This window comes from Bradyrhizobium sp. LTSP849, from assembly GCF_000938255.1.
In the GTDB taxonomy this organism is placed as follows: domain Bacteria; phylum Pseudomonadota; class Alphaproteobacteria; order Rhizobiales; family Xanthobacteraceae; genus Bradyrhizobium.
Map to the genome: position 1 here is coordinate 106,435 of NZ_JYMR01000056.1, position 26,099 is coordinate 132,533.

General features: G+C 62.2%; 28 protein-coding genes. 16 read left to right on the top strand and 12 right to left on the bottom strand.

Annotation, left to right across the window (positions count from 1 at the left end; all coding sequences use genetic code 11):
• Positions 1-45 precede the first annotated feature (45 nt).
• From UB31_RS41940 to UB31_RS37675, 6 genes are all read left to right on the top strand, one after another.
• A complete protein-coding gene (locus UB31_RS41940) occupies positions 46-1,125 on the top strand; it encodes an FAD-dependent monooxygenase (protein WP_156175742.1) in 1,080 nt (359 codons plus the stop codon).
• 99 nt (positions 1,126-1,224) lie between these two features.
• Positions 1,225-1,752, top strand: a complete 528-nt coding sequence (locus UB31_RS41945) for an aromatic-ring hydroxylase C-terminal domain-containing protein (RefSeq protein ID WP_156175743.1) — start codon at positions 1,225-1,227, stop codon at positions 1,750-1,752.
• Positions 1,749-2,951, top strand: coding sequence for an FAD-dependent monooxygenase (locus tag UB31_RS37660; protein ID WP_045014465.1), 1,203 nt, complete (start codon positions 1,749-1,751; stop codon positions 2,949-2,951). Before UB31_RS41945 ends, UB31_RS37660 begins: the two co-directional genes overlap by 4 nt.
• Entirely contained in the window at positions 2,948-4,186 is a 1,239-nt protein-coding gene (locus UB31_RS37665; protein WP_045014466.1) for an ABC transporter substrate-binding protein, read from the top strand. Before UB31_RS37660 ends, UB31_RS37665 begins: the two co-directional genes overlap by 4 nt.
• 46 nt (positions 4,187-4,232) lie before the next feature.
• Positions 4,233-5,132: a VOC family protein gene (locus UB31_RS37670; RefSeq protein WP_045006840.1), complete on the top strand. Its 900-nt coding sequence runs from the start codon at positions 4,233-4,235 to the stop codon at positions 5,130-5,132.
• 75 nt (positions 5,133-5,207) lie between these two features.
• Positions 5,208-6,071, top strand: a complete 864-nt coding sequence (locus tag UB31_RS37675) for a fumarylacetoacetate hydrolase family protein (RefSeq protein ID WP_045014467.1) — start codon at positions 5,208-5,210, stop codon at positions 6,069-6,071.
• An 11-nt stretch (positions 6,072-6,082) separates the two neighbouring features.
• Here the strand turns inward: UB31_RS37675 and UB31_RS37680 are convergent, their stop codons facing one another.
• The 5 genes from UB31_RS37680 to UB31_RS37700 are packed head-to-tail and all read right to left on the bottom strand — an operon-like array spanning position 6,083 to position 10,690.
• Positions 6,083-6,787 carry an ABC transporter ATP-binding protein gene (locus tag UB31_RS37680; protein ID WP_045006910.1) on the bottom strand — a complete coding sequence of 235 codons (705 nt, stop codon included), beginning with the start codon at positions 6,785-6,787 and terminating at the stop codon, positions 6,083-6,085.
• Positions 6,780-7,526, bottom strand: coding sequence for an ABC transporter ATP-binding protein (locus UB31_RS37685; protein ID WP_045006838.1), 747 nt, complete (start codon positions 7,524-7,526; stop codon positions 6,780-6,782). The genes UB31_RS37680 and UB31_RS37685 overlap by 8 nt, the downstream gene beginning before the upstream one ends.
• Positions 7,523-8,533, bottom strand: coding sequence for a branched-chain amino acid ABC transporter permease (locus UB31_RS37690; protein ID WP_045006837.1), 1,011 nt, complete (start codon positions 8,531-8,533; stop codon positions 7,523-7,525). Before UB31_RS37690 ends, UB31_RS37685 begins: the two co-directional genes overlap by 4 nt.
• Positions 8,533-9,402: a branched-chain amino acid ABC transporter permease gene (locus UB31_RS37695; protein ID WP_045006836.1), complete on the bottom strand. Its 870-nt coding sequence runs from the start codon at positions 9,400-9,402 to the stop codon at positions 8,533-8,535. Before UB31_RS37695 ends, UB31_RS37690 begins: the two co-directional genes overlap by 1 nt.
• Positions 9,403-9,433: 31 nt before the next feature.
• Positions 9,434-10,690 carry an ABC transporter substrate-binding protein gene (locus tag UB31_RS37700; RefSeq protein WP_045006835.1) on the bottom strand — a complete coding sequence of 419 codons (1,257 nt, stop codon included), beginning with the start codon at positions 10,688-10,690 and terminating at the stop codon, positions 9,434-9,436.
• A 165-nt stretch (positions 10,691-10,855) separates the two neighbouring features.
• Here UB31_RS37700 and UB31_RS37705 point away from each other — a divergent pair, with 165 nt between their 5' ends.
• Positions 10,856-11,617 (top strand): GntR family transcriptional regulator, encoded by a 762-nt coding sequence (locus tag UB31_RS37705; protein ID WP_245306136.1) that lies wholly within the window; start codon positions 10,856-10,858, stop codon positions 11,615-11,617.
• 111 nt (positions 11,618-11,728) lie between these two features.
• Here UB31_RS37705 and UB31_RS37710 read toward each other — a convergent pair whose 3' ends face one another.
• Positions 11,729-12,421 carry an SDR family NAD(P)-dependent oxidoreductase gene (locus UB31_RS37710; RefSeq protein WP_045006834.1) on the bottom strand — a complete coding sequence of 231 codons (693 nt, stop codon included), beginning with the start codon at positions 12,419-12,421 and terminating at the stop codon, positions 11,729-11,731.
• Between the two features lie 236 nt (positions 12,422-12,657).
• On the opposite strand from UB31_RS37710, the gene UB31_RS37715 reads away from it, so the two are divergent.
• The 9 genes from UB31_RS37715 (at position 12,658) to UB31_RS37755 (ending at position 21,400) form a co-directional block, all read left to right on the top strand.
• On the top strand, positions 12,658-13,461 hold the full coding sequence (locus UB31_RS37715; protein ID WP_045006833.1) for an SDR family oxidoreductase: 804 nt from the start codon (positions 12,658-12,660) through the stop codon (positions 13,459-13,461).
• On the top strand, positions 13,454-14,656 hold the full coding sequence (locus UB31_RS37720; protein WP_045006832.1) for a pyridoxal phosphate-dependent aminotransferase: 1,203 nt from the start codon (positions 13,454-13,456) through the stop codon (positions 14,654-14,656). Before UB31_RS37715 ends, UB31_RS37720 begins: the two co-directional genes overlap by 8 nt.
• 327 nt (positions 14,657-14,983) lie before the next feature.
• The gene (locus UB31_RS37725; RefSeq protein WP_245306137.1) at positions 14,984-15,805 is read left to right on the top strand and encodes an ABC transporter permease; all 822 of its coding nucleotides are present in this window, start codon (positions 14,984-14,986) and stop codon (positions 15,803-15,805) included.
• Positions 15,805-16,608, top strand: coding sequence for an ABC transporter permease (locus tag UB31_RS37730; protein WP_045006830.1), 804 nt, complete (start codon positions 15,805-15,807; stop codon positions 16,606-16,608). Before UB31_RS37725 ends, UB31_RS37730 begins: the two co-directional genes overlap by 1 nt.
• Positions 16,609-16,636: 28 nt before the next feature.
• On the top strand, positions 16,637-17,701 hold the full coding sequence (locus UB31_RS37735) for an extracellular solute-binding protein (RefSeq protein WP_045006829.1): 1,065 nt from the start codon (positions 16,637-16,639) through the stop codon (positions 17,699-17,701).
• A gap of 12 nt (positions 17,702-17,713) precedes the next feature.
• Entirely contained in the window at positions 17,714-18,808 is a 1,095-nt protein-coding gene (locus UB31_RS37740; RefSeq protein ID WP_045006828.1) for an ABC transporter ATP-binding protein, read from the top strand.
• A 119-nt stretch (positions 18,809-18,927) separates the two neighbouring features.
• A complete protein-coding gene (pxpB, locus tag UB31_RS37745) occupies positions 18,928-19,623 on the top strand; it encodes a 5-oxoprolinase subunit PxpB (RefSeq protein ID WP_045006827.1) in 696 nt (231 codons plus the stop codon).
• Positions 19,620-20,597, top strand: coding sequence for a 5-oxoprolinase subunit C family protein (locus UB31_RS37750; protein ID WP_045006826.1), 978 nt, complete (start codon positions 19,620-19,622; stop codon positions 20,595-20,597). Before pxpB (UB31_RS37745) ends, UB31_RS37750 begins: the two co-directional genes overlap by 4 nt.
• 35 nt (positions 20,598-20,632) lie before the next feature.
• Positions 20,633-21,400 carry a LamB/YcsF family protein gene (locus UB31_RS37755; protein WP_045006825.1) on the top strand — a complete coding sequence of 256 codons (768 nt, stop codon included), beginning with the start codon at positions 20,633-20,635 and terminating at the stop codon, positions 21,398-21,400.
• On the opposite strand, the gene UB31_RS37760 is transcribed toward UB31_RS37755, so the two are convergent.
• The 6 genes from UB31_RS37760 to UB31_RS37785 are packed head-to-tail and all read right to left on the bottom strand — an operon-like array spanning position 21,393 to position 26,082.
• Entirely contained in the window at positions 21,393-21,827 is a 435-nt protein-coding gene (locus UB31_RS37760) for an acetyl-CoA carboxylase biotin carboxyl carrier protein (protein WP_045006824.1), read from the bottom strand. The two genes, UB31_RS37755 and UB31_RS37760, sit on opposite strands and share 8 nt — an antisense overlap.
• Complete coding sequence (locus UB31_RS37765) at positions 21,818-22,795, bottom strand: 5-oxoprolinase subunit C family protein (protein WP_045006823.1); 978 nt, start codon at positions 22,793-22,795, stop codon at positions 21,818-21,820. Before UB31_RS37765 ends, UB31_RS37760 begins: the two co-directional genes overlap by 10 nt.
• Entirely contained in the window at positions 22,792-23,454 is a 663-nt protein-coding gene (gene pxpB, locus UB31_RS37770) for a 5-oxoprolinase subunit PxpB (protein WP_045006822.1), read from the bottom strand. Before pxpB (UB31_RS37770) ends, UB31_RS37765 begins: the two co-directional genes overlap by 4 nt.
• Positions 23,451-24,806 (bottom strand): acetyl-CoA carboxylase biotin carboxylase subunit, encoded by a 1,356-nt coding sequence (accC, locus tag UB31_RS37775; protein ID WP_045006821.1) that lies wholly within the window; start codon positions 24,804-24,806, stop codon positions 23,451-23,453. The genes pxpB (UB31_RS37770) and accC overlap by 4 nt, the downstream gene beginning before the upstream one ends.
• Positions 24,806-25,276: an acetyl-CoA carboxylase biotin carboxyl carrier protein gene (locus UB31_RS37780; RefSeq protein ID WP_045006908.1), complete on the bottom strand. Its 471-nt coding sequence runs from the start codon at positions 25,274-25,276 to the stop codon at positions 24,806-24,808. The genes accC and UB31_RS37780 overlap by 1 nt, the downstream gene beginning before the upstream one ends.
• Before the next feature lie 47 nt (positions 25,277-25,323).
• Entirely contained in the window at positions 25,324-26,082 is a 759-nt protein-coding gene (locus UB31_RS37785) for an SDR family oxidoreductase (protein WP_045006820.1), read from the bottom strand.
• Between the last annotated feature and the right edge of the window lie 17 nt (positions 26,083-26,099).

Below are 26,099 nucleotides of genomic sequence, written 5' to 3' on the forward strand. Positions count from 1 at the left end.
AAGGTTACGTCGCTGCCCGCGCGTGTGCACTGCCTGATCTTGGAGTTGAGCAGTTCCAGCTCTGATCGGGCGTCATGCGCAAGCGCACAAAAACATAAAATTCTTCGCGCGTCGTATTGGGAGGAAGGAATGAAATCGGTTCCGGTTTTGATTGCAGGGGGTGGTCCGGTCGGGATGACGCTTGCGAACGTCCTGGCCTATTTCGGAATCCGCTCCATGCTGGTGGAGACGAACACGACCACGACCCGCCACCCGAAGATGGACATCACCAACAGCCGCAGCATGGAGCTTTTCCGCCGGTTTGGACTGTCGGATGCATTGCGTAAAGTCGCGGTGCCGGAAGATCATCCCTTCGACGTCGCCTGGATCACGAGCCTCGCCGGATATGAGCTGCATCGTTTTCGATATCTGACCCCGAGCGAGTTTCGAAAGCGCATCCGTGTCAAGAACGACGGCACCCAGCCGCTCGAGCCTCCGATGCGCGTTTCACAGGTCGAGATCGAGCCCGTTCTGAAGAAAGCCATCGACGCCCGTCCGGAAGTCGAGGTGCGGTTCGGCGTTGCCTTCGAACGTTTCGAAGAGAAGAACGATCATGTCGTCGCGGTCCTGCGGGAGCAGGGAAGTGGCGCGCAAGAGCACGTCACCTGTCAATATCTCATCGGTTGCGATGGCGGTTCGAGCCGTGTTCGGGCGGGGCTGGGCATCCAGCTCGAGGGACAAGCGCGCGTCGGCGAACTCTACATGATCCACTTTCGGTCAACCGAGCGTGATCTGCTGCAGCGCTGGGGTGTCGCCTGGCACTACCAATCGCCACTTGGAACAATGATTGCCCAGAATGACGATGATATCTGGACCGTTCATGTTCCCGTTTTTCCCAGCCAAGACTCAACCAAGCTCGATCCGCGCGCGCTTGTCGAGGCCTATGCCGGCCGGTCATTCCCGTTCGAGATCCTGGTCGCGAATGCGTGGACGCCGCACCTGCTCGTTGCCGAATCCTATGGTAGGGGACGCGTCCTCCTCGCAGGCGACTCCGCGCACCAGTTCATCCCGACGGGCGGCTATGGAATGAATTCGGGCGTCGGCGACGCCATCGACCTCGGCTGGAAACTGGCTGCAACCTTGTAGGGCTTCGGTGGGCCTGACCTTCTTGCGTCATACGAAATTGAACGGCGTCCCGTTGCGGTCCGAAATCGCGACGCATCCGGCCGCCACATGCAGGTGCGGATGCAGATTGCCGAAGCCTACGGAAACCTGCTGGAAGGCGGCAACAGCGAAAATCCCGTGCGACGGGCAGAAGTCGGCGCAGAGCTTGCCAAGCTTGGCAACATAGAGAACGAGTGTTTCGGGATCGAGCACGGCTTTATCTATGAAGGATCGCCGATCCTCGCCGACGGGCCGGCCGCTCCCTTTCCGTTTGATCCTGTCGTATACAAGCCGACGACCACGCCTGGCGCCCGCCTGCCCAGCACATTCTTGAAAGATGGGACGGCGCTCTATGATCGGCTCGGCACGCACTTCACCCTGATCGATTTCCGCGGAAGCGATCTGTCGGCCTTTGTCGAGGCTGCGGCGCGACGACGGATACCGCTGGCGATCTTGCAGCTCGACGAGCCCGATCTGAAGGGGGTTTATGGTCAGGACATGTTGCTCGTGCGGCCCGACCATCACATTGCGTGGCGCGGAACAGGCAGAAAGACGCCGAATGCAGACGCAATCCTGGCGACGGCTCTGGGCTGGGGGGCGGAGCGGTGAAGCCGCTTCATGCCCTGGTAATCGGCGCCGGCATCGGGGGCACGGCGGCTGCGATAGCGTTGCGTCGGGCTGGCCTCGACGTGTCCCTGTTCGAGCAGACGGTGGCGCAACGCGAGGCTGGCGCAGGTATTCAGGTTAGCCCCAACGCCTCCCGGCTGCTCCGCCGCTACGGGCTTGGCGATGCCATGGCACGCGCTGCCGTTCGTCCCTCCGCGGTCGTCTTTCGTCGCTGGCAGGACGGTCGTGTCCTAGGGCGCGAAGAATTGGGTGATGCCCTCGAGAACCGCTACGGTTCGCCGTACTATCATTTCCACCGGGCCGACCTCATCGCTCTTCTGGCGGACGCGTTCGGTCCCAAAGAGATCAAGCTCGGACGTCGTCTGATCGATGTCGCGCAAGACGAAAGCGGCGTGACTGCTCATTTCGAGGATGGCACGTCGGAGCGCGGCGATCTCCTGGTCGGGGCCGACGGAATACACTCCAGGGTTCGCGAACGCCTGTTCGGCGAGGAAAAGCCAAGATTCTCGGGGCAGATCGCGTATAGGGGGCTCGCGCCTGCGGAACGCGTCGCGCATCTCGACCTTCCGCTCGATGTCACGAACTGGGTCGGGCCGGGCGGACACTTCGTGCACTACTTCGTTTCCGCCGGTCGCTTTCTGAATTTCGTGGCGGTCAGCGAGGAAGCGACATGGACGCGAGAGCAGTGGTCTGACCGCGGTTCGATCTCCGATGCCGCGAAGATCTATGAAGGATGGCATCCGCAGATCGCGACCATTCTCAACGCGGTCGACGAGACGTTCAAGTGGGCGCTGTTCGATCGCAATCCGTTTCCGGAATGGACGGAGCGGCGTGTCGCACTGCTGGGGGACGCGTGCCATCCCATGCTGCCCTTCATGGCGCAAGGTGCCGCGCAGGCTATCGAGGACGGTGCGGCGCTGGCGGCCTGCCTGAAACAGGCAGCCTTCGACATTCCGGCAGCGTTCCGGACTTATGTCGCCTTGCGCAAGCCGCGAGCAACCGCGGTGCAGGAAGGATCACGCGCCAACTCCAAAAGCTTCCACCTGCACGATGGACCACAGCAGCTCGAGAGGGATCAGATCTTTGTCACGCGAGGCGTGCGCGGCAGTCCTGAGGCAATGAACAGGCTTTACGGCTACGACGCAGAAGCCGTCGCGCCGACACTGGAGGAACAGCGATGACCCGCGCTTTCGAAATCGCTTACGCCCGTTTGGGTATCGCCCTGATGGTGTTTAGCGAGTTGGCCATTTCGACGCCTGGCATCGCTCAAGAGAAGCGGTACGATACGGGCGCATCCGATACTGTGATCAAGATTGGCAACACTGCGCCCTATAGTGGACCGCTGTCCTCGAATGGTGTCATCGCCAGGACGGAGGCCGCCTACTTCAAGATGATCAATGATCAAGGCGGGATCAGTGGCCGCAAGATCGAGTTCATTTCGTACGACGATGCGTATAGTCCTCCGAAGACCGTGGAGCAGACCCGAAAATTGATCGAAGGCGACGAAGTTCTCCTTCTTTTCAATCAACTCGGTACGCCGACCACCATGTCGGTCATCAAATATGTCAACGCCAGAAAGGTACCGCAGCTGTTCATCGCGGCGGGCGCAACCGTCGTCGGCGATCATAAGACTTACCCTTGGTCGATGGGCTTCCAGCCAAGCTACCAGAGCGAAACGCGTATCTACGGCAAGTACCTGCGCGATAATTATCCCAATGGAAAGATCGCCGTTCTCTCGTCCAATGACGACTTCGGACGGGACAACGTGAGGGGATTGAAAGATGGTCTTGGCGACGCGGCCGGGAATATCGTCGCCGAAGTCACCTACGAGACGAGCGCGCCGACGATCGATTCCGAACTCGTGAAGCTGAAATTCTCTGGCGCGAACATCTTCGTCAATTTCGCCTCCGCTAAATTCGCCGCGCAAGCCATCAAGAAAGCGGCCGAGATCGATTGGAAGCCCGTGCATATCCTGCATGGAAACTCGCAGTCGATCAGCGCCGTCCTGAGCCCTGCCGGCCTCGAAAACGCCAGGGACATCATCACCGCGAGCTACATCAAGGATCCTGCGGACGCGGCTTGGAAGGACGACCCCGGTCTGAAGAGGTTTTCCGATTTCATCGCCAGATACCTGCCGGGCGAGGACAAGAGAAATTTTTACGTGGTCTATGCATACAACGCTGCGCAGGCGCTGATTGCGGTACTTGAGCAGTGCAGGGATGACCTTACGCGCGACAACGTCCTGAAGCAGGCGGAGGCTTTGAAGCAGGTTCATCTCGATATGCTGCTTCCCGAGATTGCGCTGAACACCTCGCCCACCGATCACTACCCGATTGAGCAAATGCAACTGCAGAAGTTCGATGGACGGAACTGGGTGCGATTTGGCCCAACTATCGAAGGGGCACCACGAAAGTGATCCGCCACCAAACAGAGACGCCGAGCAATACGACCAGGAGGTTGCAATGAGCAGGATGTTTAATCCGAAAGTCTTCCAGCTGGGGTACGTCGGGCTGGGATGCACGGATTTGGGGCGCTCGGCCCAATACTACATGGAGACGCTCGGACTGACGGAGACGGCGAAAGGACACCTCGGCGAAATCTATGCCTCAGTGGGATACGAACATCACAATGTCATCCTTACGAAGGCGGCTCACAAATCCTTGCTGCAGTTGGGCTTTCAGCTCAAGCCAGCCATAGACCTTGCAGATTTCGCTAAGCAACTGAACGCGTACGGTGTGCGCAGCGCGGTCAAGTCCGATTCACAGCCAGGAATCTCAAAGTTAATCGAGGTGGAAATCGCTGACGGGCACACCGTCCAGTTCTACCGCGACATTGAAGCACCGGCGCCTGGCTTCAAGAACGTCGGCGTAGCGCCATTGCGCCTCGGCCACGTAGCGGTGATCAGCCCCCAGGCGGCAAAGCTCCGGAAGTTCTACGAGGAATTCCTCGGATTTTGGTACACCGACGAGTTTGAAGGCATAGCGACGTTTCTCACCTGCAATCGCGATCACCACGTCATCAACATCGTCGACATTCCGGAATCGAGGGTTCATCACATCGCCTTTCAATTGAAGGACAGCGTCTCTCACCCGAACGCTTGCGATGAACTCCGTCGGGCAGGGATCAAAACGGAATGGGGGCCGAGCCGCCACACGGCAGGTCACAATCTGGCAGGTTACCACTACGACCCGGACAAGGTCCTGATCGAGCTCTACACCGAAATGGATGTTTTCATTCCAGAACTCGGCATGTGCGAAGCGCGCCCCTGGCACGAACATTTCCCGATGAAGCCTCGCGCCTGGAAGCTCACAGAGCTCAACGCATGGGGAACCGACTTCGCCTTCAACCTCGGTCAGGGCTAGTCGGATTCGGCACGGCGTTCCCGTCGAGGGGGCAGGATAGCGGTGCAATGCGCCCCATAGCAAAGGAAGGCTAATATGAAACTGGTACGATATCTGAGCGACGGCGCTTCGGCGAGGCTGGGTCTTCTAATTGGCGATCGCGTTGTGCCGTTGGCCGACGTAGCTCCGGGGGCGCCGACCGATGTCCTCGATGTCATCGGGGCTTGGGAAGGGCTGCGTGGCGCCCTAGCCAATGCCGCCGCGACCAGCGGCATCGCTCTTAACAGAGTGAAGTTGCTTGCCCCGATCGAGAGGCCCCGAAAGATTCTCGCGATCGGCCTCAACTACGCCGATCACATCGAGGAATCGAAGGCGGCTGGGGTCAAAATACCCACCGAACAAGTGTGGTTCTGCAAGCAGCCGACGTCTGTCAACGCGCCATTCGGCGACGTTCAGTTGCCACGTGTGTCAAACCAGCTCGACTACGAAGTAGAACTCGTTGTTGTCGTCGGCAAGAGTGGACGGCACATCCCGGCCGAGCGCGCTCACGAACACGTCTTTGGATACAGTGTCGGAAACGACGTCACGGTCAGGGACTGGCAGTTCAAAACGCCGCAATGGATGCTGGGGAAGTCATTCGATACGCACTGTCCCTTCGGTCCGAGCATCGTAACCGCGGATGAAATTGGCGATCCGCACTCGCTCGGGGTTCGCGCGTTCGTCAATGGCGAGTTGCGACAGAATTCCAACACGCGCCATCTGGTCTTCAATGTTTGGCGCCAGATCGAAGAGTTGTCTCACGCAATGACCCTCGAGCCCGGAGACCTGATTTTCACGGGAACTCCGGGCGGAGTGGGTTTCGGCTTTAAACCTCCGAAACCGCTGCTCGCGGGCGACTCTGTACGATGCGAAATCGACCGCATCGGAGTCATCGAGAACCGGATCGTCGCAGAGGTCTAGAGGGGTGCCTCTCAAATTCCGAGATACGCCGCTTGGACTTGCTGGCTGTTCGCAAGCTCGTCGCTTTTTCCCTGCATGGTCACGCGCCCGCTCTCCAGCACGTAAGCGCGGTCAACCAGAGACAGCGCGCGGCTGACATTCTGCTCGACCAGCAGGATTGCAGTGCCCATTTTGTGAATTTCTGCAATCTTCTCGAACGTGACGTCGGTCATCACCGGCGCCAGGCCGAGTGACGGCTCGTCCAGCATCAAGAGCCGTGGCTTCAGCATGAGGCCGCGGCCGACCGCGAGCATCTGCTGCTCACCGCCGCTCATCGTACCCGCGAGCTGCCTTTTGCGCTCGGCAAGCCGCGGAAAGATCTCATAGACGAGCTCCATCGTTTTGCTGCGCTCGGCCTTGGCCTTTGGCACAAAGGCGCCGATTTCCAGATTTTCCTGCACGGTCATCTCCGGAAAAACCTGGCGCCCTTCCGGGACGTGGGCGATACCCAATTCCGGAATCTTGTGAGGTGGCAGCGAGGCCAGGTCTATGCCGTCGAAACTGATGACCCCCGACGTCAGGCGGACGAGTCCGGAGATGGCACGCAAGGTCGTGCTCTTGCCGGCGCCGTTCGCGCCCAACAGGCCAACGGCTTCACCGGCGTTGACGTTGATCGAGACCTGGGAAATCGCCGGCACCGCGCCGTAGGCTGCGCTAACGCCCTTGAGCTCAAGCATGAGCCCCTCCGCCTGCGCCTGCATAACCGGAGCCGAGGTAGGCGCGGATGACCTCGGGATTCTCGACAATCTCCTTCGGCGCGCCATCCGCGATCTTCTGGCCGTGGTCGAGCACGACGATATGACGGGCAACCGCCATGATCGCGCGCATCACGTGCTCGACGATGACGATCGTCAAGCCGCGCTGCGACAGTTTGCCGACCAGCGCAACCGCCTGATCGATCTCTGCCGGGTTGAGCCCCGCCATCACCTCGTCCAGCAGGAGGATGCGCGGCTGGGTCGCCAGCGCGCGCGCCATTTCGAGCCGGCGCTGGTCGATGGTGGTGAGGTCCTTGGCCGGCGTCTGTTCGCGCGCGGTGAGCCCGACGAAGTCGATGGCTTCGCGCGCCTTCTCGCGCGCGGCCACAATGTGGCGGTCGCGCAGGAAGGCGCCGGTCATGACATTGGCAAGCACCGTCATCGCGCCGAAGGGCTTTGCGACCTGGAAGGTGCGTGCGAGGCCCAGCGCACAGACGTCGTGCGGCTTCAGGCCCACGACTTCCTGCCCGAAGGCCAGCACGGAGCCGGAATCGGCGCGATGAAAGCCGGTGATGAGATGAAAGCTCGTGGTCTTGCCGGCGCCGTTCGGCCCGATCAGCGCCACCGTCTCGTTCTGCTTCACGGTGAAGCTGACGTCCTGCACGGCGCGCAAGCCGCCGAAGCGCTTGCTCAGGCCCTTTACCACCAGCGCATCCGTCATGGCGATGTTCTCACCCGCGCCGGGCGCCGGTCGAGATGCCGTTGCCAGATATCGTTGAACAGGCCCATCAAGCCGGTCGGTCGCCACAGGATGACCGCCATCAGGATCAGGCTGTAGACGGTGAGTTGGATGCCGCCGGTCGAGGAGCCGAGCCAGCTCTGCAGCAGGGCCGAGGTGGTCTCCAGCAGCACCGTGCCGACCACCGGGCCCCACAGCGTGCCGATGCCCCCGACGATCGAGACCAGCGCAGCCTCGATCGAGATGTTGAAACTGAAGGCGGTCGCGGGATCGATGAAATAGATGTACTGGACGTAGAACGTTCCGGCGAGCGCGGTGAGGAATGCGCTGATCATGTAGATGTGGCGCTTGATGCGCGGCGCGTTCACGCCGATCGCTTCCGCTGCGTCCTCATCCTCGCCGATGGCGACGAGGTAGTAGCCCATCCATGAGCGTTCGATGCGCCAGGTGATCACCAGCCCCAGCACCAGCAGGCCGAGCACCACATAGTAGTAGGACGCCTTGGTCTCGAACTGCATCATCAAGGGCGAGCTACCGAGATTGGGAATGGTGGTGCCTTCGGCGCCCCAGGCGAGATCGCGGAATTTCAGGAAGATCAGCATCAACGCCTGTGCGGTCGCGATGGTGGCGATGGTGAAATAGGGGCCGCGCAGGCGAAAGCAGAGCCAACCGACCGGCAGGCTCGCCAGCATCGCGACGAAGCCGCCGGCGATCATGCCGATCCATGGCGAGATGTCGAAATCGATCTGCATGATGGTCGAGGTATAGGCGCCGAGCCCGAAATAGGCAGCGTGGCCGAGCGACAGCTGCTTGGCATAGCCGCCCATCAGGTTCCAGGCGACTCCGAGGAACGAAAACAGGAGGATGCGGATGAAGATGTCGAGTGCGAATCCGTTCCTGACGAGTTGCGGGAGCAACAGCAGGATCACGCCGAGCGTGGCCAGCGCAAGCACCTGCCACTTGCCAGCGTTGTCAGTGTCCTTGCCCACTAGCGCATTCTCCCACCGCCGAGGCCTTGCGGCTTGAACGCCAGCGTCAGCAGCAGCATCGCAAACACCACGATCAATCCGGAATCGGCGCCGACGAACTGGACGCCAAGCGATTCTGCAATTCCCATCATCAGGCTCGCGACCAACGCGCCGAGCACATTGCCGAGCGTGCCCAGCACGACCGCAACAAAGGCCATCAGCACGAACACCTGGCCTACGAACGGATAGGCTGAATAAAACGGCATCAGGAGCGAGCCCGCGGCGCCCGCAAGCGCCAGGGCGGCGCCGAAGGCGACACAGAACACGCGGTTGGGGTTGATGCCCATGAGCGTCGCGACATCGCGGTTCTGCGCTGCCGCGCGCATCGCCTTGCCGAGATCGGTCGCGCGCAGGAAGGCCCACAACGCGCCGCTCAGGGCCATCGCGACCACGAAGGCGATCAGCTTCGCCTCCGGAATGTATAGTCCGCCGAAGTGAAAGGCTTCATCCGAATAGGAGGTGTGAACCGTGCGGTAGTTCGCGGTGAACAGCAACAGCGCAAGATTGAGCAGCAGCAGCGACAGCGCAAAGGTCAGGAAGATCTGCGGCATGTCGTTCGGCCCCAGCACCCTGCGGATCAGGAAATGCTGCACCAGCACGCCGATCACGAACAGGGCTGGCATCGACACGAGCAGCGAAACGATCGGGTCCACGCCGAAATAGGTGGCAAGGAAATAGCTGACATACATCCCGATCATCACGAATTCGCCCTGGGCGAAATTGACGATCTTGACCACGCCGAAGATCAGCGTCACGCCGATGCTGACGAGTGCGTAGATGCCGCCGATGAGCAGGCCGTTGATGACGGCCTGGGCCACTGTCTCCAGCATCGGAACCCTCTCGTCTTCAGCTCTTGCGTCTTCAGCTCTTGATGAGCGGTGCGCGGGCGTCTTCCTGGGGGAAGACGCTTGCAAGGTCGCCGTTCTGCCACTGCACGCCCACGGGGCGGCCATAGACATTCTTGCCGTCGGGCCCGAACTTGACCTTGCCGCCGGGCGTCATCGCCGCATAACCCGAGGATAGGTCGAGCGTCGACAGCGCCTCTCGCACCTTCTGCGGATCGGCGGAAGCGGCGCGCTCCAGCGCGTCCGCCAGCATGAAGGTCTGTGCCACCAGCCCGCCCGCATATTCAAACAGGAAATCGCCGGTGATTTTCTTGTAGGCCTCGTTCACCTTTTGGCAATCCGGACTCATGTCGTGATTCCAGTGGGCGATCCCCTGCAGGCCTTCGGCAAGCTTGCCGACATTCTTGTAGAAATCCGGAATGACAAAGCCGCCGGAGCCTCCATTGATCGCAACGTTGAGGCCGACCTGCTTCACCGTGCGCACGATCAGGATCAAATCGTTGAGGTAGGAGACCGAAAACAGCGCATTCGCCCCAGAAGCCTTCACCTTGTTGATCAGGGGACCCGCATCCGTGAAGCCCGCCGAATAGGGCTCGAACATCACGATCTCGACGCCTTCGCCTGGTGCCAGCTCCTTCAAGCCGTTCGAGGTGGAGGTGCCGAAAGCCGTGTTCTCGAAGATCACGGCCACTTTCGGCTGGTCACTGACGAGCTTGGACATCTGGAGCTGCGCGCGGGCGAATTGCGAGGCGCGCGCGAACGGCGTGAAGGTGAACTTGCGGCCCTTGTTGAGCTGGTCGGAGCTCGAGCCGGTAATGATCGGCATCTTGGCGCGCTCGCAGACTTCGCTCGCGATCAAGGTGAGCGCGCTGGCGAAGCAGCCGTGGATCGCCGATAATTTATTGCCAGTGATCAGCCGGTCGGTCTCGGTCCGGGTCACGGTGGTATCGCTCTGCACATCAGAGATGATGAGGTTGAGCTTCGCACCGCCGAGCGATTTGATGCCGCCGGCGTCATTGATCATCTCCACCGCAAGCTTTGCCGCGGCGACGCAGCCGACGCCGATCTGCGCCATGCTGCCGGTGGTGGGATAGAGCGCACCGATATTGACGGGATCAGCAGCGTAACCACGGAGCGGCACCGCGCCGAAGGCCCCGGCAGCCAATGCACCGCCCGCCTTGATGAGGAATCTGCGGCGGCTGTGTTGCTTGGAGAGGAGGGGCTTCGGTGCGCTCTCGCGATCGAGGACGGATTTGTGGCGTCGTCTGCTCATGCCGTTTCCTCCCTGTTCGGATCTGTCGCTGGGCCTTGGGCCCGCCGTCCGTCTTGCCGAGGAGCGTAACCCCTCGCGAAATTGTTTACAATATCGTTAGCAATATTATTATCCGGCGGAGAGGGTGCTGCGCCTGCGCGGGGCGCGTTGACGGATCGGGACAGAATGGCCGCGAAATCGCTCAAGCCAATGAAGGTAGGCGCCAAGGTCGCGGAGAAGGCTCTGGACAAGTCCGCCGACGGCGCCGCCCGACCGGCGCAGCCGCCGGCCGCGACCGAGATGATCGCGCGGCGCATCGAGGAAGATATCGTGCTAGGGCGACGGCATCCGCGCGAGCGTCTGATTGAGCAGGACCTTTGCGATCTGTTCCAGACTCATCGCGGCGACGTGCGGCTTGCGCTGTTCGAACTGGAAAGAAAGGGATTGATCGATCGCATCCCCAATCGCGGCGCGATGGTGCGCGGATTGACGCCGCATGAGGTGCGCGAGATCTACGCCGTCCGCGAGGAACTGGAGGTGATGGCGGTGCGCATCATCCCGTTCCCAGTTGCACCACGCGAAATCAGTCGGCTCGAAGAACTTCACCGCGAGCACAGCGCGGCCGTCGCATCCGGTGATCTGCTCACCGTGTTCTACAGCAATCTGAGCTTTCACCAGACGTTGTTCGGCCTGTGCGGCAATTCCTGCCTGATCGAGACCATCGATCAGTTGGCACGAAAGGTCCACGGAATACGCTTCTATGCCAATGCATCGCCGAAATCGCTCGATCGCGCGCGGCTTGATCATTTGCGGATGATTAAGGCGCTGCGCGGCGGACGTCGCGACGAGTTGATCTCACTGACCCGCCGGCATCTAAGACCCTCGCCGGAAGCCTACATCAAGGCATACGAGCAGCGTTTCGGTAAGGGCGACGTGGCAGGGTCGTAGGAGCGGCGCGGCCAGAAACCCAACAGCGAGCCAGCGCCGCTTCAAGCCGTTGTTCGGGGCATCAATCGATTCAGTCTCTGCCCGTGATTTGGCAGTCGTTCCGCCCGAGGCTCAAAGCATCGGCTCGAACTGGCAGTGCACGAGCATCTCGGAAACCGAAGCGTTGTTCGGCAGCATGAGCGCTGTTTCCGCCAGGCGGGCGATATCGCCGGGCTGGCTCATCTCGTGGCGGGGAATCTCGTCGTCATTCAGGGTCATGTCGGTGGCAACATAGCCCGGGCAGATCACGGTCGCCCGAATGCCCGCCGCGCGCCCTTCCCGGCGAATGCCGTGGGTGAGTGCGACCACGGCGAATTTCGTCATCGCGTAGCCGACGTTGCTGCCCACGCGCTTCCCGGACAGCGATCCCAGATTGATGACCCGCCCATGACCGCAGACGGCCAGATGGGGGAGGGTGGCTCTGACAAGGCGCAGGGGGCCCTTGACGTTGACGCGCCACATCTCATCCAGTTCGCTCTCGCCCTCGTCGGAGACGCGAACCCTCGGATTGATTCCGGCCGCGTTGACGATGGCGTCGACGCCGCCCCATCGCGCAACCGTTGCATTGGCCCATGCGAGCGGGCTTTTGGCGTCCTCGGCGTCATAGCGATGCGTCATCAGCCGCTCGCTCTCCGCGAGCCGGCTCGGATCGCGGAGCCCCGCGGAGACCCGGAAACCCGACGCCAGCAGCCGCTCGACGACTGCGCGTCCGATGCCGCGCGAAGCACCCGAGACCATCACGATCCGATTGTCGACCTCCAACATTTCGATTCCGTCTCCCAGGGATGAGCAAAGCCGTTTCAAAGTGTAAGGGGGCACGACGGGAAGCAAGTAAGAAAAATTCGCTCTACCGGCATTGTGCGTGCTTATGGCTCGCCGGTGAAGGACGCCGTCGGGGACATTGGATGTCCTTATGAGGGCAGAACAAATCCGCTCTATGCGTGCGTGCGCCCGTGCACGTAGTTTTCCGTCGCTCTGTTTGACGGCAAAGAGCCTTGCGGATGGGATTTTCAGACTATCGGACGGCGTTGGTGACGGGCGCGTCCTCGGGCATCGGAGCTGCGACGGTTCGTCGCCTCCGCGCCGAGGGGCTCGAGGTTCATGCGTTGGGCCGTGACGCGCAGCGGCTGGCGAGGTTGTCGGCGGAGACCGGGTGCCGTATAGGCGAGGTCGATGTGAATGACCTCGAGGCCCTGACGCGTCTCGCGACCTCGGCCGCGTTCGATATTCTCGTCAACAATGCCGGCCAGTCGCGCCGCAGCAATATCCTGGACACCGCGACCGACGATGTCGACATACTCGTCGACGTCAATTTGCGCGCGGTCCTGCACCTGACGCGGCTCGTCGTGCCCGGCATGGCGAGGCGCAATCGCGGCCACGTGGTCAACGTCTCGTCGATCGCCGGCCACTATGCTTTCGGCGAGAACGCGACGACCTTCAATTCATCCGTCGCCTATCACGCGACGAAGGCAGGCGTTCATTCGCTGTCGCAGCAATTGCGTGTAGATCTCCATGGCACCTGCGTCCGTGTCACAGAAGTATCGCCAGGACGCGTCGCGACGAGCATCTTCCAGAATCAGAACGCTGCCGATAACCCGGATGCGCGCTTCGTGGGGGCGTTCGAGACGCTCCAGTCCGAGGACATCGCAGAAGCCATCGCGTTCGCCGTGGGATCGCCGGCGCGGATGAACGTGGCGATGATCGAGGTCGTGCCGACGTTCCAGGTCGTGGGCGAGTTGCGATTCGCGAGCCGATCCGAGACTGTCCGACGCACTGAAGTGATAAGTGGAGCTGATAATGCCTGAACTCGCAAACCGCCTGAAGACCGTGAAGATATCGGCTTCGGCGGCGATGACGGACAAGGCGCGCGAACTTCGCGCCGCAGGCGTCAAGATCATCGGCCTGTCGTCCGGTGAGCCCGATTTTCCGACGCCACCGCATGCGATCGAGGCTGCGCATCGGGCGGCGCTGGCGGGCGATACCAAATATCCGGCGCAGCCGGGGACCGTCGCGCTGAGGACCGCGGTCCAGCGCAAGTTCAAGCGCGAGAACAATCTCGACTATGCCCTCGACGAGATCTTGGTCGCCAATGGCGGCAAGCAGATCATCTTCAACGCGCTGCTCGCCACCTGCAATCCCGGCGACGAGGTCGTCATTCCGGCACCGGGCTGGATCACCTATGCCGACATCGTGCGCTTTGCCGAGGCGACGCCGGTCGCGGTGCCGTGCCCGGAGAACAACCAGTTCAAGCTGCGGCCTACGGACCTCGACGCTGCGATCACGCCTCGGACCAAGTGGCTGATCCTGAATTTTCCCAACAATCCGACCGGCGCGGCATGCACGCGCGAGGAGATGCGTGCGATCGCGGACGTCATGCTCAGCCATCCCGACGTCTGGATCCTCACCGACGACATCTACGAACACCTCACCTATGACGGTTTCGAGTTCTGCACCATCGCGGAGGTTGAGCCGAGGCTGAAGAATCGTGTCGTGACTGTCAACGGCGCGTCCAAGGCCTATGCGATGACGGGCTGGCGGGTCGGCTATTGCGGCGGTCCGAAGGACCTGATCGCCGCCATGAACAATGTCCACGGTCAGGCGACCGGCGGAATCTGCACCGTGAGCCAGGCGGCGGCAGTCGCGGTCCTGGACGGTCCGCAGGATTTCCTGAAGGAGCGCGCGGACATCTATCGCGACCGGCGCGATCTGGTGGTCAAGCTCCTCAATCAGATCCCCGGCATCACCTGCCACAAGCCGGAAGGGGCCTTCTATGTGTTTCCGAACATCGCCGGCTGTATCGGCAAGACCACGAAAGCGGGACGGCGGCTGGAAACCGATGCCGACTTCATTTCCGCGCTGCTGGAAGAGCAGCATGTCGCGGCCGTGCCCGGCGGCGCCTATGGCATGAGCCCGTACTTTCGTATCTCCTATGCGACCGACACCGAGTCGCTCAAGGAAGGCTGTCGGCGCATCGCGAGCTTCTGCGAAAGCCTGCGCTGACCGGACATCCCGATGCCGGGCTTTACCCCCGGGGAGGACAAAGATGCTGTCAGCAGCACTTACCGATCAAGATTGGAGCAGTATGCCGCACCAATTGTCATAATCGATCCTAATGCCCCTAAACGAAGATGTTCTTGGCCCCGTAGGATGCCGGCGCATAAGCTTTAAGCAAAGAAGGGGTATGCCTTGGTATCGCGCAGTCCAGGACGGCCAGCGATGACCACCAGCGACGATGCGGTGGCGGTTTTGGGCGTTGAAACCCCACCGGTTGCCCGACAGGGATCGCGGTGGCGCCTGGCCTTGCCTGTCGGACTTCTCGCAGTCCCGATGTTGGCATTCCTGACCTATTTCTTCTTCTATCCGGCGATACGGCTGCTGTTCTCCAGCATCCTGACCCAGAACAGCCTGGGAATCATTGGTCGCCCGTTCACGCTTGCGCACTATGCGCGCTTGATCGATGTCGAACTCTATGCCCGCGTGCTTTGGACGACGCTTCGGATCAGCGCGATCACCTCCGTGCTCGCGACGGTGCTTGCCTATCCGGTCGCGTTGGTCATGGTCAAAAGCCGCCCGATCGTCACGCGGAGCATTACGCTGATTGTCATCGCGCCCTTGATCGTCAGCGTGGTCGTGCGTGGATATGGCTGGCAGCTGGTGCTTCAGAACGGCCCGAAGGGGATGTTGAACTGGATCCTGATGACCCTGCACATCGTCAATGAGCCGTTGTCGATTCTGTACACCGAAACGGCCGTCGTCATCGGATCGCTGCACGTATTCTTTCCGATGATGGTCCTGCCGCTGGCGTCGGCGCTCGGCAAGATCGATCCCAATCTCGAAGATGCTGCCCGCACACTTGGCGCGCCATGGTGGAAGGTGTTCCTTCGGGTGACGCTGCCATTGAGCATGCCCGGCTTCGTGGCGGGCTTCACGCTGGTATTTTCGCTCACCGCCGGTTCTTTCGTCATTCCAGCGATCCTCGGCGGCGCTTCAGCGGTCATGCTCGGCAATCTGATCGAGCAACAGATCTTCGTCGTCTATGATTGGCCATTCGGCGCTGCCATCGCCGTGGTTCTCGTCGGCCTCGTCCTCGCAGTCAACGGTGTCTCGATGTGGCTTCTGGAAGGCCGCCGTCTCAGGAGGGCCGATTAATGGACGAGCGGTTTTCCGGCTTTGGTGCCTTCATCCTCTACACGATCACGGCCGGCATGATGATCTTCATCCTGGCACCGCTCCTGCTGGTCATGGCGGCGTCGGTCTCCGATACCTATTTCGTGACGTTTCCTCCGCAAGGCTTCACTCTGAAGTGGTACGCCAAGGTTCTGCAAGACCGTGATTTCCTCGAAGCGATGCGGCTGAGCATCCTGCTCGCGCTCGGCACGACGGTCGGATCGCTCCTGTTCGGCGTGCCGGCGGCCTTTGCGCTTGTGCGCGGCAATTTCTTCGGCCTGGCCGCGATCAAGGGGTTTTTGCTGTCGCCGCTGATCTTCCCGGCGCTGGTGACAGGCCTGGCATTGCTTCAGATTCTCACGAAGCTCGGCTCCCAGGATGCGCGGGTGAATCTTCTGATCGGGCACATCGTCGTGACGTCGCCCTATGTTATCCGGACCGTCGTCACCAGTCTTCAACTGGTGGACGAGAATCTGGAGGATGCCGCGCGCACGCTCGGCGCGAGCCGGTTGCTGACGTTCTGGCGCGTGACGCTGCCGCAGATCGCCTCCGGCGTCGCCGCCGGCGGACTGTTCGCCTTCATGGTGTCCTTTGACAACTACCCGGTCACGATGTGGCTGGCGAACTCGGAATATTCCCCCGTGCCGCTCGTCCTGATGCGGCAGTTGGTCAACGTCTTTGATCCATCCGTGCCTGCAATGTCGACGATCATCATCCTGATGGCGATGGTCGGTGTTCTGCTGCTGGAGAAGCTGGTGGGCCTGCGCCGCGCGCTGGCCGCCTGATGTTTGTTCATAGAAGGAGATTGGACTCATGAGCCTGACACGTAGGACACTCATCAAGGCCGGCGCATCCGCGATTGCGCTCCCCACGATCATCAGCCGGGCGTCGGCGCAGGACGTCAAGCAACTGCATGTCGGCGTATACAACTCCGCGCTGGGCAAGCTGATCCAGAAGGAGGTCATTCCCAAGTTCGAGGCCGAGTTCAAGTGCCGCGTCTTCACGATCGAGGGGGCGACCCTCTCCAACATCGCGGCCCTCCGCGCGACCCGCGATACACCGCGCTTCAGCATGATGATGATGGATGACGTCGGCATCCCCCAGGCCAAGCAGGAAGAATTGATCGACAAGCTCGACGCGAGCAAGATTCCCAACCTCGAGAAGGTCTATCCGCGCTACCTCTTCGAGGACGGCTATGGCGTCGGCTTCTCGATCTCCAGCGCGGCGATGTTCATCAATCCGCAAGTGACCAAGCCGCTCGAGAGCTACGAGCAGATCTTCGATGCGAAGTACCGCAAGCAGATCCTGCTGAACACACCCAAGAACACCCAGAGCGTGCTGATGCTGATTGCCGCGACGTCACTCGTAACCGGCAAGCCGTTCAAGGAAGCGCAATATCTGGTCGACAGCGGCTGGGACAAGCTTGCGCTGCTGAAGCCGAACGTGCTGACGATCTACGACAGCGAGGCGCAGGTGCTCCAGGTTGCCCAAGGCCAGGCGACCATCGGCGGCATCGAATACTCCAAGGCGATCTACCCCCATACGGCGAAGGGCATGCCGCTCGACATGACCTTCCCCAAGGAGGGTGCGTTCACCGGCATCAACAGCATGACGCTGGTCAAGAAGGCGCCCGAGCCGGAGCTGGCCTGTGCGCTCATCAACCGTATCCTGGAGCCGTCGGTCGCAAAAATGCTGTCAGAGCAGACGCTGAGCGCGCCGTCGGTCGGCGGAATCGATTTCAAGCCCGAAACGGCCAAGTTCCTGGCCTATCCCGACACCAAGGCGGCCGATCTCGGGCTGTTCACGCCGGACTGGAAGTTCATTGTTCCGCGCCGCGGTCCGTGGCTTGAGCGCTATAATCAGGTGTTCACGAGCTGAGCAGGGGGTGCCATGAGGTCGTCCGTAGTCAGGCTTGATCGCCTCAGCAAGGAATACAACCGAACGGTTGCCGTCGACGACGTATCGCTCACGATCGAGCCGGGCCATTTGATCGCGCTGCTCGGTCCGAGCGGATGCGGCAAGACCACCTGCCTTCGCATGATCGCGGGCCTGATCCGTCCGACATCCGGCGACGTCTTCGTGAACGACGAGAGAGTGACCGACATTCCGGTCCATCGCCGCAACGTCGGAATGCTGTTTCAGAGCTACGCTCTGTTCCCGCATCTTACCGTCGAGGAGAACATCGCATTCGGCCTCGACGTGCGCGGGATCGCGAAGGCCGAGGCCGCGAAGAAAGTGGCTTCGGCACTCAGCCTCGTCCAGCTGTCGAACTTCGGAAAGCGGTATCCGGCGCAGTTGTCGGGCGGTCAGCAGCAGCGCGTCGCGCTTGGACGGGCGCTGGTCATTGAGCCGGCGATGCTGTTGCTCGATGAACCGCTAGGAGCGCTCGACAAGGGGCTGCGCGAAAGCATGCAGGTCGAGTTGCGCGCCTTGCAGCGCAGGCTGGGTCTCACCACGATCATGGTCACCCATGATCAGGACGAGGCCCTGACCATGGCCGACAAGATCGTGGTGATGCGCGACGGCAAACTCGAGCAGGTCGGCTCGCCGACCGAAATCTACCAGCGCCCGACGTCGAAATTTGTGGCGAAGTTCATCGGTGCTTCGAATCTGTTCGAAGGACACGTTGAACAGAGAAGCGGCGGCGGTGCGCTCATCCGTGTTTCGCCGGAGCTGAGCCTGGAGGTCGACGAGATGCCGGCATCCGCGACCGACGCGATGATCTCGATTCGGCCCGAGTCGATCATCGTCGAGAGGGCCGGCGAGAACGCAGCGCCACCACAGGTCAACAGCGTGGCTGCGCGTGTCGACCAGGCCATCTATAGAGGGTTCGTCAGTCACTATTATCTGAAGACGAGCGGCGGCGAGCAGATCATTGTGTTCGAGCAGAATCAGTCGCAGCAAGCGGGACTTCGATATACCGTGGGCGAAGAGGTTGTCGCGCGATGGGGCTCTCCGAGCAATCACGTCATCGCACGCCACTGAGGCTCGCGGGCAATCGACATCCCTTATACCCGCAGACGAACATCGTCTTGGATCGACTTCCGCTGTCTGGCTAAATTTAACGCTGACGACGCCGTGGGCGTTGGACGTGCGAGGCGTTTTTGTCGATTAATCATCCCAGTGCTCCCTTTGTCGGCGCGATCGAAAAAAGCCCGAAGGTCAGCCTGATCGGTACACTCGCGATGCTGATTGAAGCGCCCGGCGACTTCGACCTGGTACAGCAGGGACGCATCTGGGCCCTGGCTGATGCACTCTCGTCCTGGCCAAATGTCCAGGAGGCCGTCATTGGCGTCACCAACGTGATGCTGGCATTTGAGCAACCGCCTGACGATCTCGGCGGGCTCAGCGCTTCGATCATCGAACTGTGGCATCGTCTGCCGGGCCGTCAGGCGGATGGCAAGCTCATCGAAATTCCCGTCGTCTACGGCGGTGAGCAAGGATTCGACTTGCCCGCGGTCGCCGCGCGCGCGGGACTATCCGAGCGGGAGGTGATCAGGATTCACAGCGACGGCGAATATACGGTTTGCGCGGTCGCGAGTTCGCCGGGGTTCGGTTACCTCCACGGCCTTGATCCGCGCATCTTCATGCCACGAAAGTCCGTACCTTCATTGAACATGAGCGCGGGCTCAGTGACCATCGGCGGGATGCAGACCGGCGTCGCGGTCTTGACCAGTCCGAACGGATGGAATGCGATCGGCTGGGCCTCTGTTGCGATGTTCGATCCAGAGCGGACCCAGCCGTCTCTCATGCTGCCGGGTGACCGCGTCAGGTTCAGGATCGATCGGATCGAGCTGTGATCGAGATACTGACCAGCAATGCGTTCAATACCATCCAGGATCAGGGCCGCAACGGCGCGCGCCGCCTGGGTGTGAGCACGTCCGGCGCCATGGATCCCGTCGCCCTCGAGGCCGGAAACGCGTTGCTTGGTAACGATCGCGATGCCGCCGGAATCGAGATCCAGACGTTTCCTTTCCGCCTGCGATTCGAGGCCGACACCACATTCGCGCTAACCGGTGCCGACCACGATGCCACATTGGCGGGCACGACTGTTCCATCATGGTGGTGTAGGCGGGCCAAGGCAGGCGATATCCTTTCAATCAGCGCGCCCAGGCGAGGTACGCGCGTCTACGTGACGTTCGCAGGCGGCATCGATGTGCCGCGCGTGCTGGGCTCGCGCAGCACCCATCTGCGCGCCGGCTTCGGCGGGATGGAGGGCCGCGCCTTGCAGGCAGGCGACGTCGTGCCGGTCGGCGAGACACGGTGCGAGGCCGCCGGCCGCTTCGATTTCGGCGTCGAACCACCCGATGTGGCGATTGCGGGCCGTGGTCCATCGAAGGACCGCGTGCTGCGGGTGCGTCTCATGCGGGCCGGCGAATATGATCTGTTTTCGGAGGCGATGCAGGCCGCGTTCTGGTCCACGACATGGAAGATCAGTGCCCGCAGCGACCGCGGTGGATACCGCCTCACCGGAGGCAGACTGACATTGGACGCGCCGGTCGAGATGCGTTCGCATGGCGTCGTGGCGGGTGTCGTGCAGGTGCCGCCGGCCGGCGAGCCGATCATCCAGATGAGCGACGCCAACACGGCAGGCGGCTATCCGAAGATGGCTGCCGTGATTCAGGCCGATCTCTGGCGTCTCGGCCAGGCGGCGCCGGGATCGTTCATCGCCTTCAGCGAGGTCAGCTACCAGGAGGCCGTTGCGGCCATGGCGCCCGTCAACGGCTACCTCGCGAAGTTGCGTGCGACTGCGGATCTCTATCGAGCGCTTTGAGTGGACATCAACAATAACAAGAGCAGGGTGCAAACATGAAAATCGGCATCAATTCAGACATGGGCGAAGGTTTCGGCAACTATCGCATCTGCGACGATGAGGCGCTGATGGGCATCATCTCGTCGGCCAATGTCGCGTGTGGTTTCCACGCCGGCGATCCCATCATCATGGATCGCATGGTCCGGCTGGCGAAGCAGAAGGGGGTCGAGGTCGGCGCCCATCCGGGCCTGCCGGATCTGCTCGGTTTTGGCCGGCGCGTGATCCAGATGGATGCCGCCGAGCTCGAGAAGCACATGGTCTACCAGATCGGCGCGTTACAGGCGATCGCGGCCAACGCAGGCCACCGCGTGACCCATGTCAGCTTCCATGCAGCGATGGGCAACATGGTGGATGCGGATCCCGAGATGGCCGAAATCGTTGCGCGTGCGATTGCGACCATCAATCGCGATTTCATCGTGTTCTCGCAGCCCGGCGCCGAGATCGTGCGGGCCGCGCGCAAGGTCGGCCTGCGTGTCCTGACGCTGTTCCTGGCCGATCGGGCCTACGACGAGAATGCCCATCTGGTGTCCCGCAAGCTTCCCAATTCGGTCATCACCTCGCCCGAGGCCGTGGCCGAGCGGGTTCAGCGGTTCCTTGATAGCGGAACGGTGAAGACGATCGAAGGCAAGTCGATCAAGATCGAGGCGCGCTCGATCCTGATCCACAGCGACACCCCCGGATCGGTCAACCTCGCCGGCACGGTGCGCCGCGTGATCGAGCAGGGCGGCGGTGAAGTCACGCCCGCAACCGTATTGCTCAACTGATCGGGCTGATCTTGCCGAGCGGGCGGATGCGCGCAATTGGTGTGCCGTAGCCGACCATTGCCCCCGTCTCTGCGATCACGGCATCGACGGTGCCAGCGGCCGGCGCAATGACGGGTGCATAGAGCAGTCCGATCTTGACCAGGCCGACGATTGCGCCGGCCTCGATCCGCTGACCGGGCGCAACAAACGGCTTGTCCCGCCAGGGATGAGCCGCAAGGAAATGTCCTGCGACATCGGCCTTGGCAATGACGGAGTGGTCTGCGGCTGGGCCGGCCGCAGCAGCCAGCATCGGAGAGGCAGCCATCCGGGCGCCTGTATCCATGACGAGCTTCAGCGACTGTCCCGACTCCTCGATCTCGATCGCGTCGACGCCGGACCTTTCGAGGATTTGCGCCAGGCGTTCGATATCGGTCAGCTCTATCGGCATGCTCTGATCTCCTCGACAAGACGCACATTTGTCCTCAGCCGATCGAGATAGGCGGACATCTCGGCCTCGGCCGCAAGCGCATCGGTATAAGCGGTTTGCTCGAACCGCAATTTTCCGCCGAGGCGCGCCTGCCCGACGCGCCAGAGATCGGCCCTGATCACGGTTGCGATCTTCGGATAGCCGCCGGACGTCTGCGCGTCGCGCATCTGGATGATGGGTTGCCCGTTGGGTGGAATCTGGATGACGCCGGGGACGATGCCGTGAGAGCGCTTCTCGATCGGCACGCGCGGCTTCACGGCCGGGCCTTGCAGACGGTAGCCGTAGCGGTTGCTTTGCGGCGTGATCTTCCAGCTGCTACGCCAGAACAGCGCCTGCGTGGGACCGTCGAATCCGTCATATTCGCCCGCGATCACGACCCTGACGATGGTCTCGTCCGTGGATGCGTTTGCCCGCGCCAGAGTGAGATCGGCCGGCTCGATCCCGAGCTCGCCGATGGTCGCGGTGGACGCGGCGCAGGGCAGGATATCGCCGGGCTGGAGCGGTCGTCCGTGCAAACCGCCGAATTCGCCGCGAAATTGCGTGCTGCGCGATCCCAGCACGATCGGCACGTCGATGCCGCCGCCGACCGTCAGATAGCATCGCGCGCCGTGGGACATCGCCTTGATGGTTAGAACATCTCCGGCGCGGGCGTACGAACGCCACCATGGCGGGATCGAGCGTCCTGCGATTTCGGCCTCGACCCCGGCGCCCGTCAGCGCGAAGGCCCTGTCCCGGCCGAAGCTGAGCTTGAACGGCAGCATCGGGATTTCGATGCCGGCGGCATTCTCGTCATTGCCGAGAAGGATGTTGCCGGCGCGCAAGGCGACGTCGTCCATCGCGCCCGATGTGCCGACCCCGAAGCGATATTGGTCGAACCGGCCCAGGTCCTGGACGCTGGCCGGACCCGTGACTGACAGGATCTCGATCAACGGATCACCCGTTCGATCTCGAAGCGGATGATATCGCCGGGTACGAGCGCGGCCGGTGTAGGCCAGGACGGATCGAAGAACGTCCAGTCCGTATGCCCGATGGCGTGCCAGCCGCTGGGGCCAGGTGATGCGGAGACGCCGGTCTGTGATCCGCCGATGGACACCGAGCCACCTGCGGAACGTTGCAGCGGCGTCTGACGCCGCGGCATGGTGATCCGCGGGTCCATGCCGCCGAGGTAGCAATAGCCGGGATGGCTGCCCAGCGCGAACACCGTGTAGAGCGGCGCAGCATGGATCGACACGACATCGTCCACTGACAGGCCGCAATGATCGGCGACGGACTTGAGCGACGATCCGATCTCGCCGCCATAGGTGACAGGCAGCTTGATCTCGCGACCGCCGATGGCGATGCCTTCTGCCTCGTCCCAGCCGTCGTTGAGGGCGGTAATCAGGGTCTTAAGCTCGCGGGGAGGTGTCTCGAAGGTCAGCATCAGGTTGGTGATGCCGGGAATCGCCTCACGGATTCCCGGCCATGCCGATGCGGTGGCCGCCAGCGACCAGATGCGCCGCTGATGCGGCAGGTCGAACGCGCCGGGGGCCTCGAACAATAGCGCCGATGTTCCGAGCAGGCTGATCCGCGGTCGGTCCGGCGTCGTCATTGCGCGGCCACTCGCGCGCTCATCCAGTGCTCGAGATGGTGGATGTCGTAGCCGCCACGGCAGAACGTCGGATCGGACAGGATCGCCTGATGCAACGGCACATTGGTTCGGATGCCTTCGGCGCGCAGTTCAGACAAGGCGACGCGCGCGCGTGCCATGGCTTCATCGCGGGTGCTGCCATGGGCGATCAGCTTGCCGATCAGCGAGTCATAGTGACGGGAAACGGTGGCACCGGCGGTGATGTGGGAATCGACGCGGATGCCGATCCCGCCGGGAACGTCCCAGCGCGTCACCGTGCCGGGCGATGGCGCGAAGGTGGTGGGGTCTTCGGCATTGATGCGAAACTCGATCGCATGGCCAACGCGCGCGATGTCGGCTTGCGAGATCCGCAGCGGCTCGCCTTGTGCGATCCGGATTTGCTCCTTGACGATGTCGATCCCGGTCGTCATCTCGGTGACGGGGTGCTCGACCTGGACGCGCGTGTTCATCTCGATGAAGAAGAATTGCCCGTCCTCGTAGAGGAATTCGAAAGTGCCTGCGCCGCGGTAGCCGATCCGCCGGCAGGCTTCGACGCAGCTTGAGCCCACCTGTTCGATCAGCGCGCGATCGATGCCGGGTGCGGGAGCTTCCTCGACGACCTTCTGGTTTCTGCGTTGGAGCGAGCAGTCGCGGTCGCCGAGCCAGAGATGATTGTCGTGCTGATCGCACAGCACCTGAATCTCGATATGGCGGGGCTTTTCGAGGAATTTCTCGATGTAGACCGCAGCGTTCTTGAAGGCCTTGCTCGCCTCCGCACGCGTCAGCGCGAGCGCCTGATCCAGTGCGTCTTCGTTGCGCACGATCCGCATGCCGCGTCCGCCGCCGCCACCGGCGGCCTTGATGATCACGGGGTACCCAATGTCCCGCGCGAGCGCGCGCACTTCGGCCGGATCATCCGGCAGGGCGCTGTCCGGCCCGGGCACGCAAGGCACGCCGGCCGTTCGCATCGTGCGCTTGGCTGCAACCTTGTCGCCCATGGTCCGGATGCAATCCGCCGGTGGGCCGATGAAGGTGAGGCCGGCGCGCGTGACCCGCTCGGCGAACTCCGCACTCTCCGAGAGGAATCCGTAGCCCGGGTGAATTGCCTGGGCGCCGCTGACCTCCGCCGCGAGCAGGATCGCCGCCGCGTTGAGATAGGTGCCGCTCGCCGGTGCCGGCCCGATGCAGAGTGCCTGGTCTGCAAGCGCGACATAGCGCGCGTCGTTGTCCGCTTCCGAGTGAATGACGACCGTCTTGAGGCCCATGGCCCGACAGGCGCGCTGGATACGAAGCGCGATCTCGCCGCGGTTGGCGATCAGGACCTTGTCGAACATCAGGATGGACCCGCAGGACCGATCCGAAACAGGGCTTGTCCCGCTTCGATCTCGTTACCGTCATCCGCGAGGATCGCAAGCACGACGCCCGGCGCTTCGGCTGTGACGTCGATGAAGGTCTTCATTGCCTCGATGATGCATATCTTCTGCCCGACCTCGATCCGTGCACCGACCTCGACCAGCGGCGGCTCGTCCGGCGCCGCTGCCCGGTAGAACACGCCGTGCATCGGTGCGGGCACGACAATGTTTGTGATGGCCGAGGCGGGGGCGTCGGGAGCAGGGCCTTCCTGGCGATCGAGGGCGGGAGCCTGCGAGTTGCCTGCACTTGCAAGAGGTGCCGAGACCTGGGGCGCTCCCTGATCCGGTCGCTTGAGGATGCGGATGCGTGTTCCATCCTGCGTAAGCTCGAGTTCCGCGATGGAGGACCTCGCAACCAGATCCACGAGCTGTTCGATTTTAGGGAGATCCACGGTCACGCTCTGTGTTGACGGCACGTCGAGTTCGGGGCGTTCATGCATCACTCTGCTGGCCGCGGGCCCTTTTGTGCGAAATTGAGGCCGCCGACAACCTGCTGGGTCGGCAAGACCTCCATGAACGCGACATTCATGCGCGCCGGCGATCCGATCGCGAATGTGATCGAGTTGGCGATGTCCTCAGGCTGGAGTGCATCATAGTCGTCAAAGAAGCGGCGCTTGGCTTCGGCGAGGTCGCCCAGAAGGCGCCCGAAGACTTCAGTCTCGACCCGCGCCGGTGATATCTCGGTGACGCGAACCCTGGTGCCGAAGAGATCAACGCGCAATTGCTGCGACAGCGAGTGAATGCCCGCTTTGGTGGCATGGTACACGGTGTTTCCGCCGGCAAATGCGTAGTGGCCCGCGATGGAGGAGATGTTGACGATATGGCCGCGGTCGCGGTGCGCCATGCCCGGCACGACGAGCCGTGTCAGATGCAGCACCGCACGCAGATTGACGTCGATGAGTGCGTCGACATCCTCCGGCGTCGTGTCCAGGATATTCCCGCGTCGGGATTGGCCGGCATTGTTGACCAGGACGTCGAACTCGGCGGACTTCGCCAGCGCCGCAAGCGCGTCCAGGTCGCTGATATCAACGGCGCAGGGCCGGCATCCGGTCTCCGCGGATAGGGCGCTCAAGCGGGCTGCGTCGCGCGCCACGGCGTAGACTTCGAGCCCTTCCGCACTGAGGCGGCGCACCGTCGCCGCACCGATCCCCGAGGACGCACCGGTCACCAGGGCCGTTCGATAGTCCGAAAATCCCATCCGCAGGGCTCCCTCTG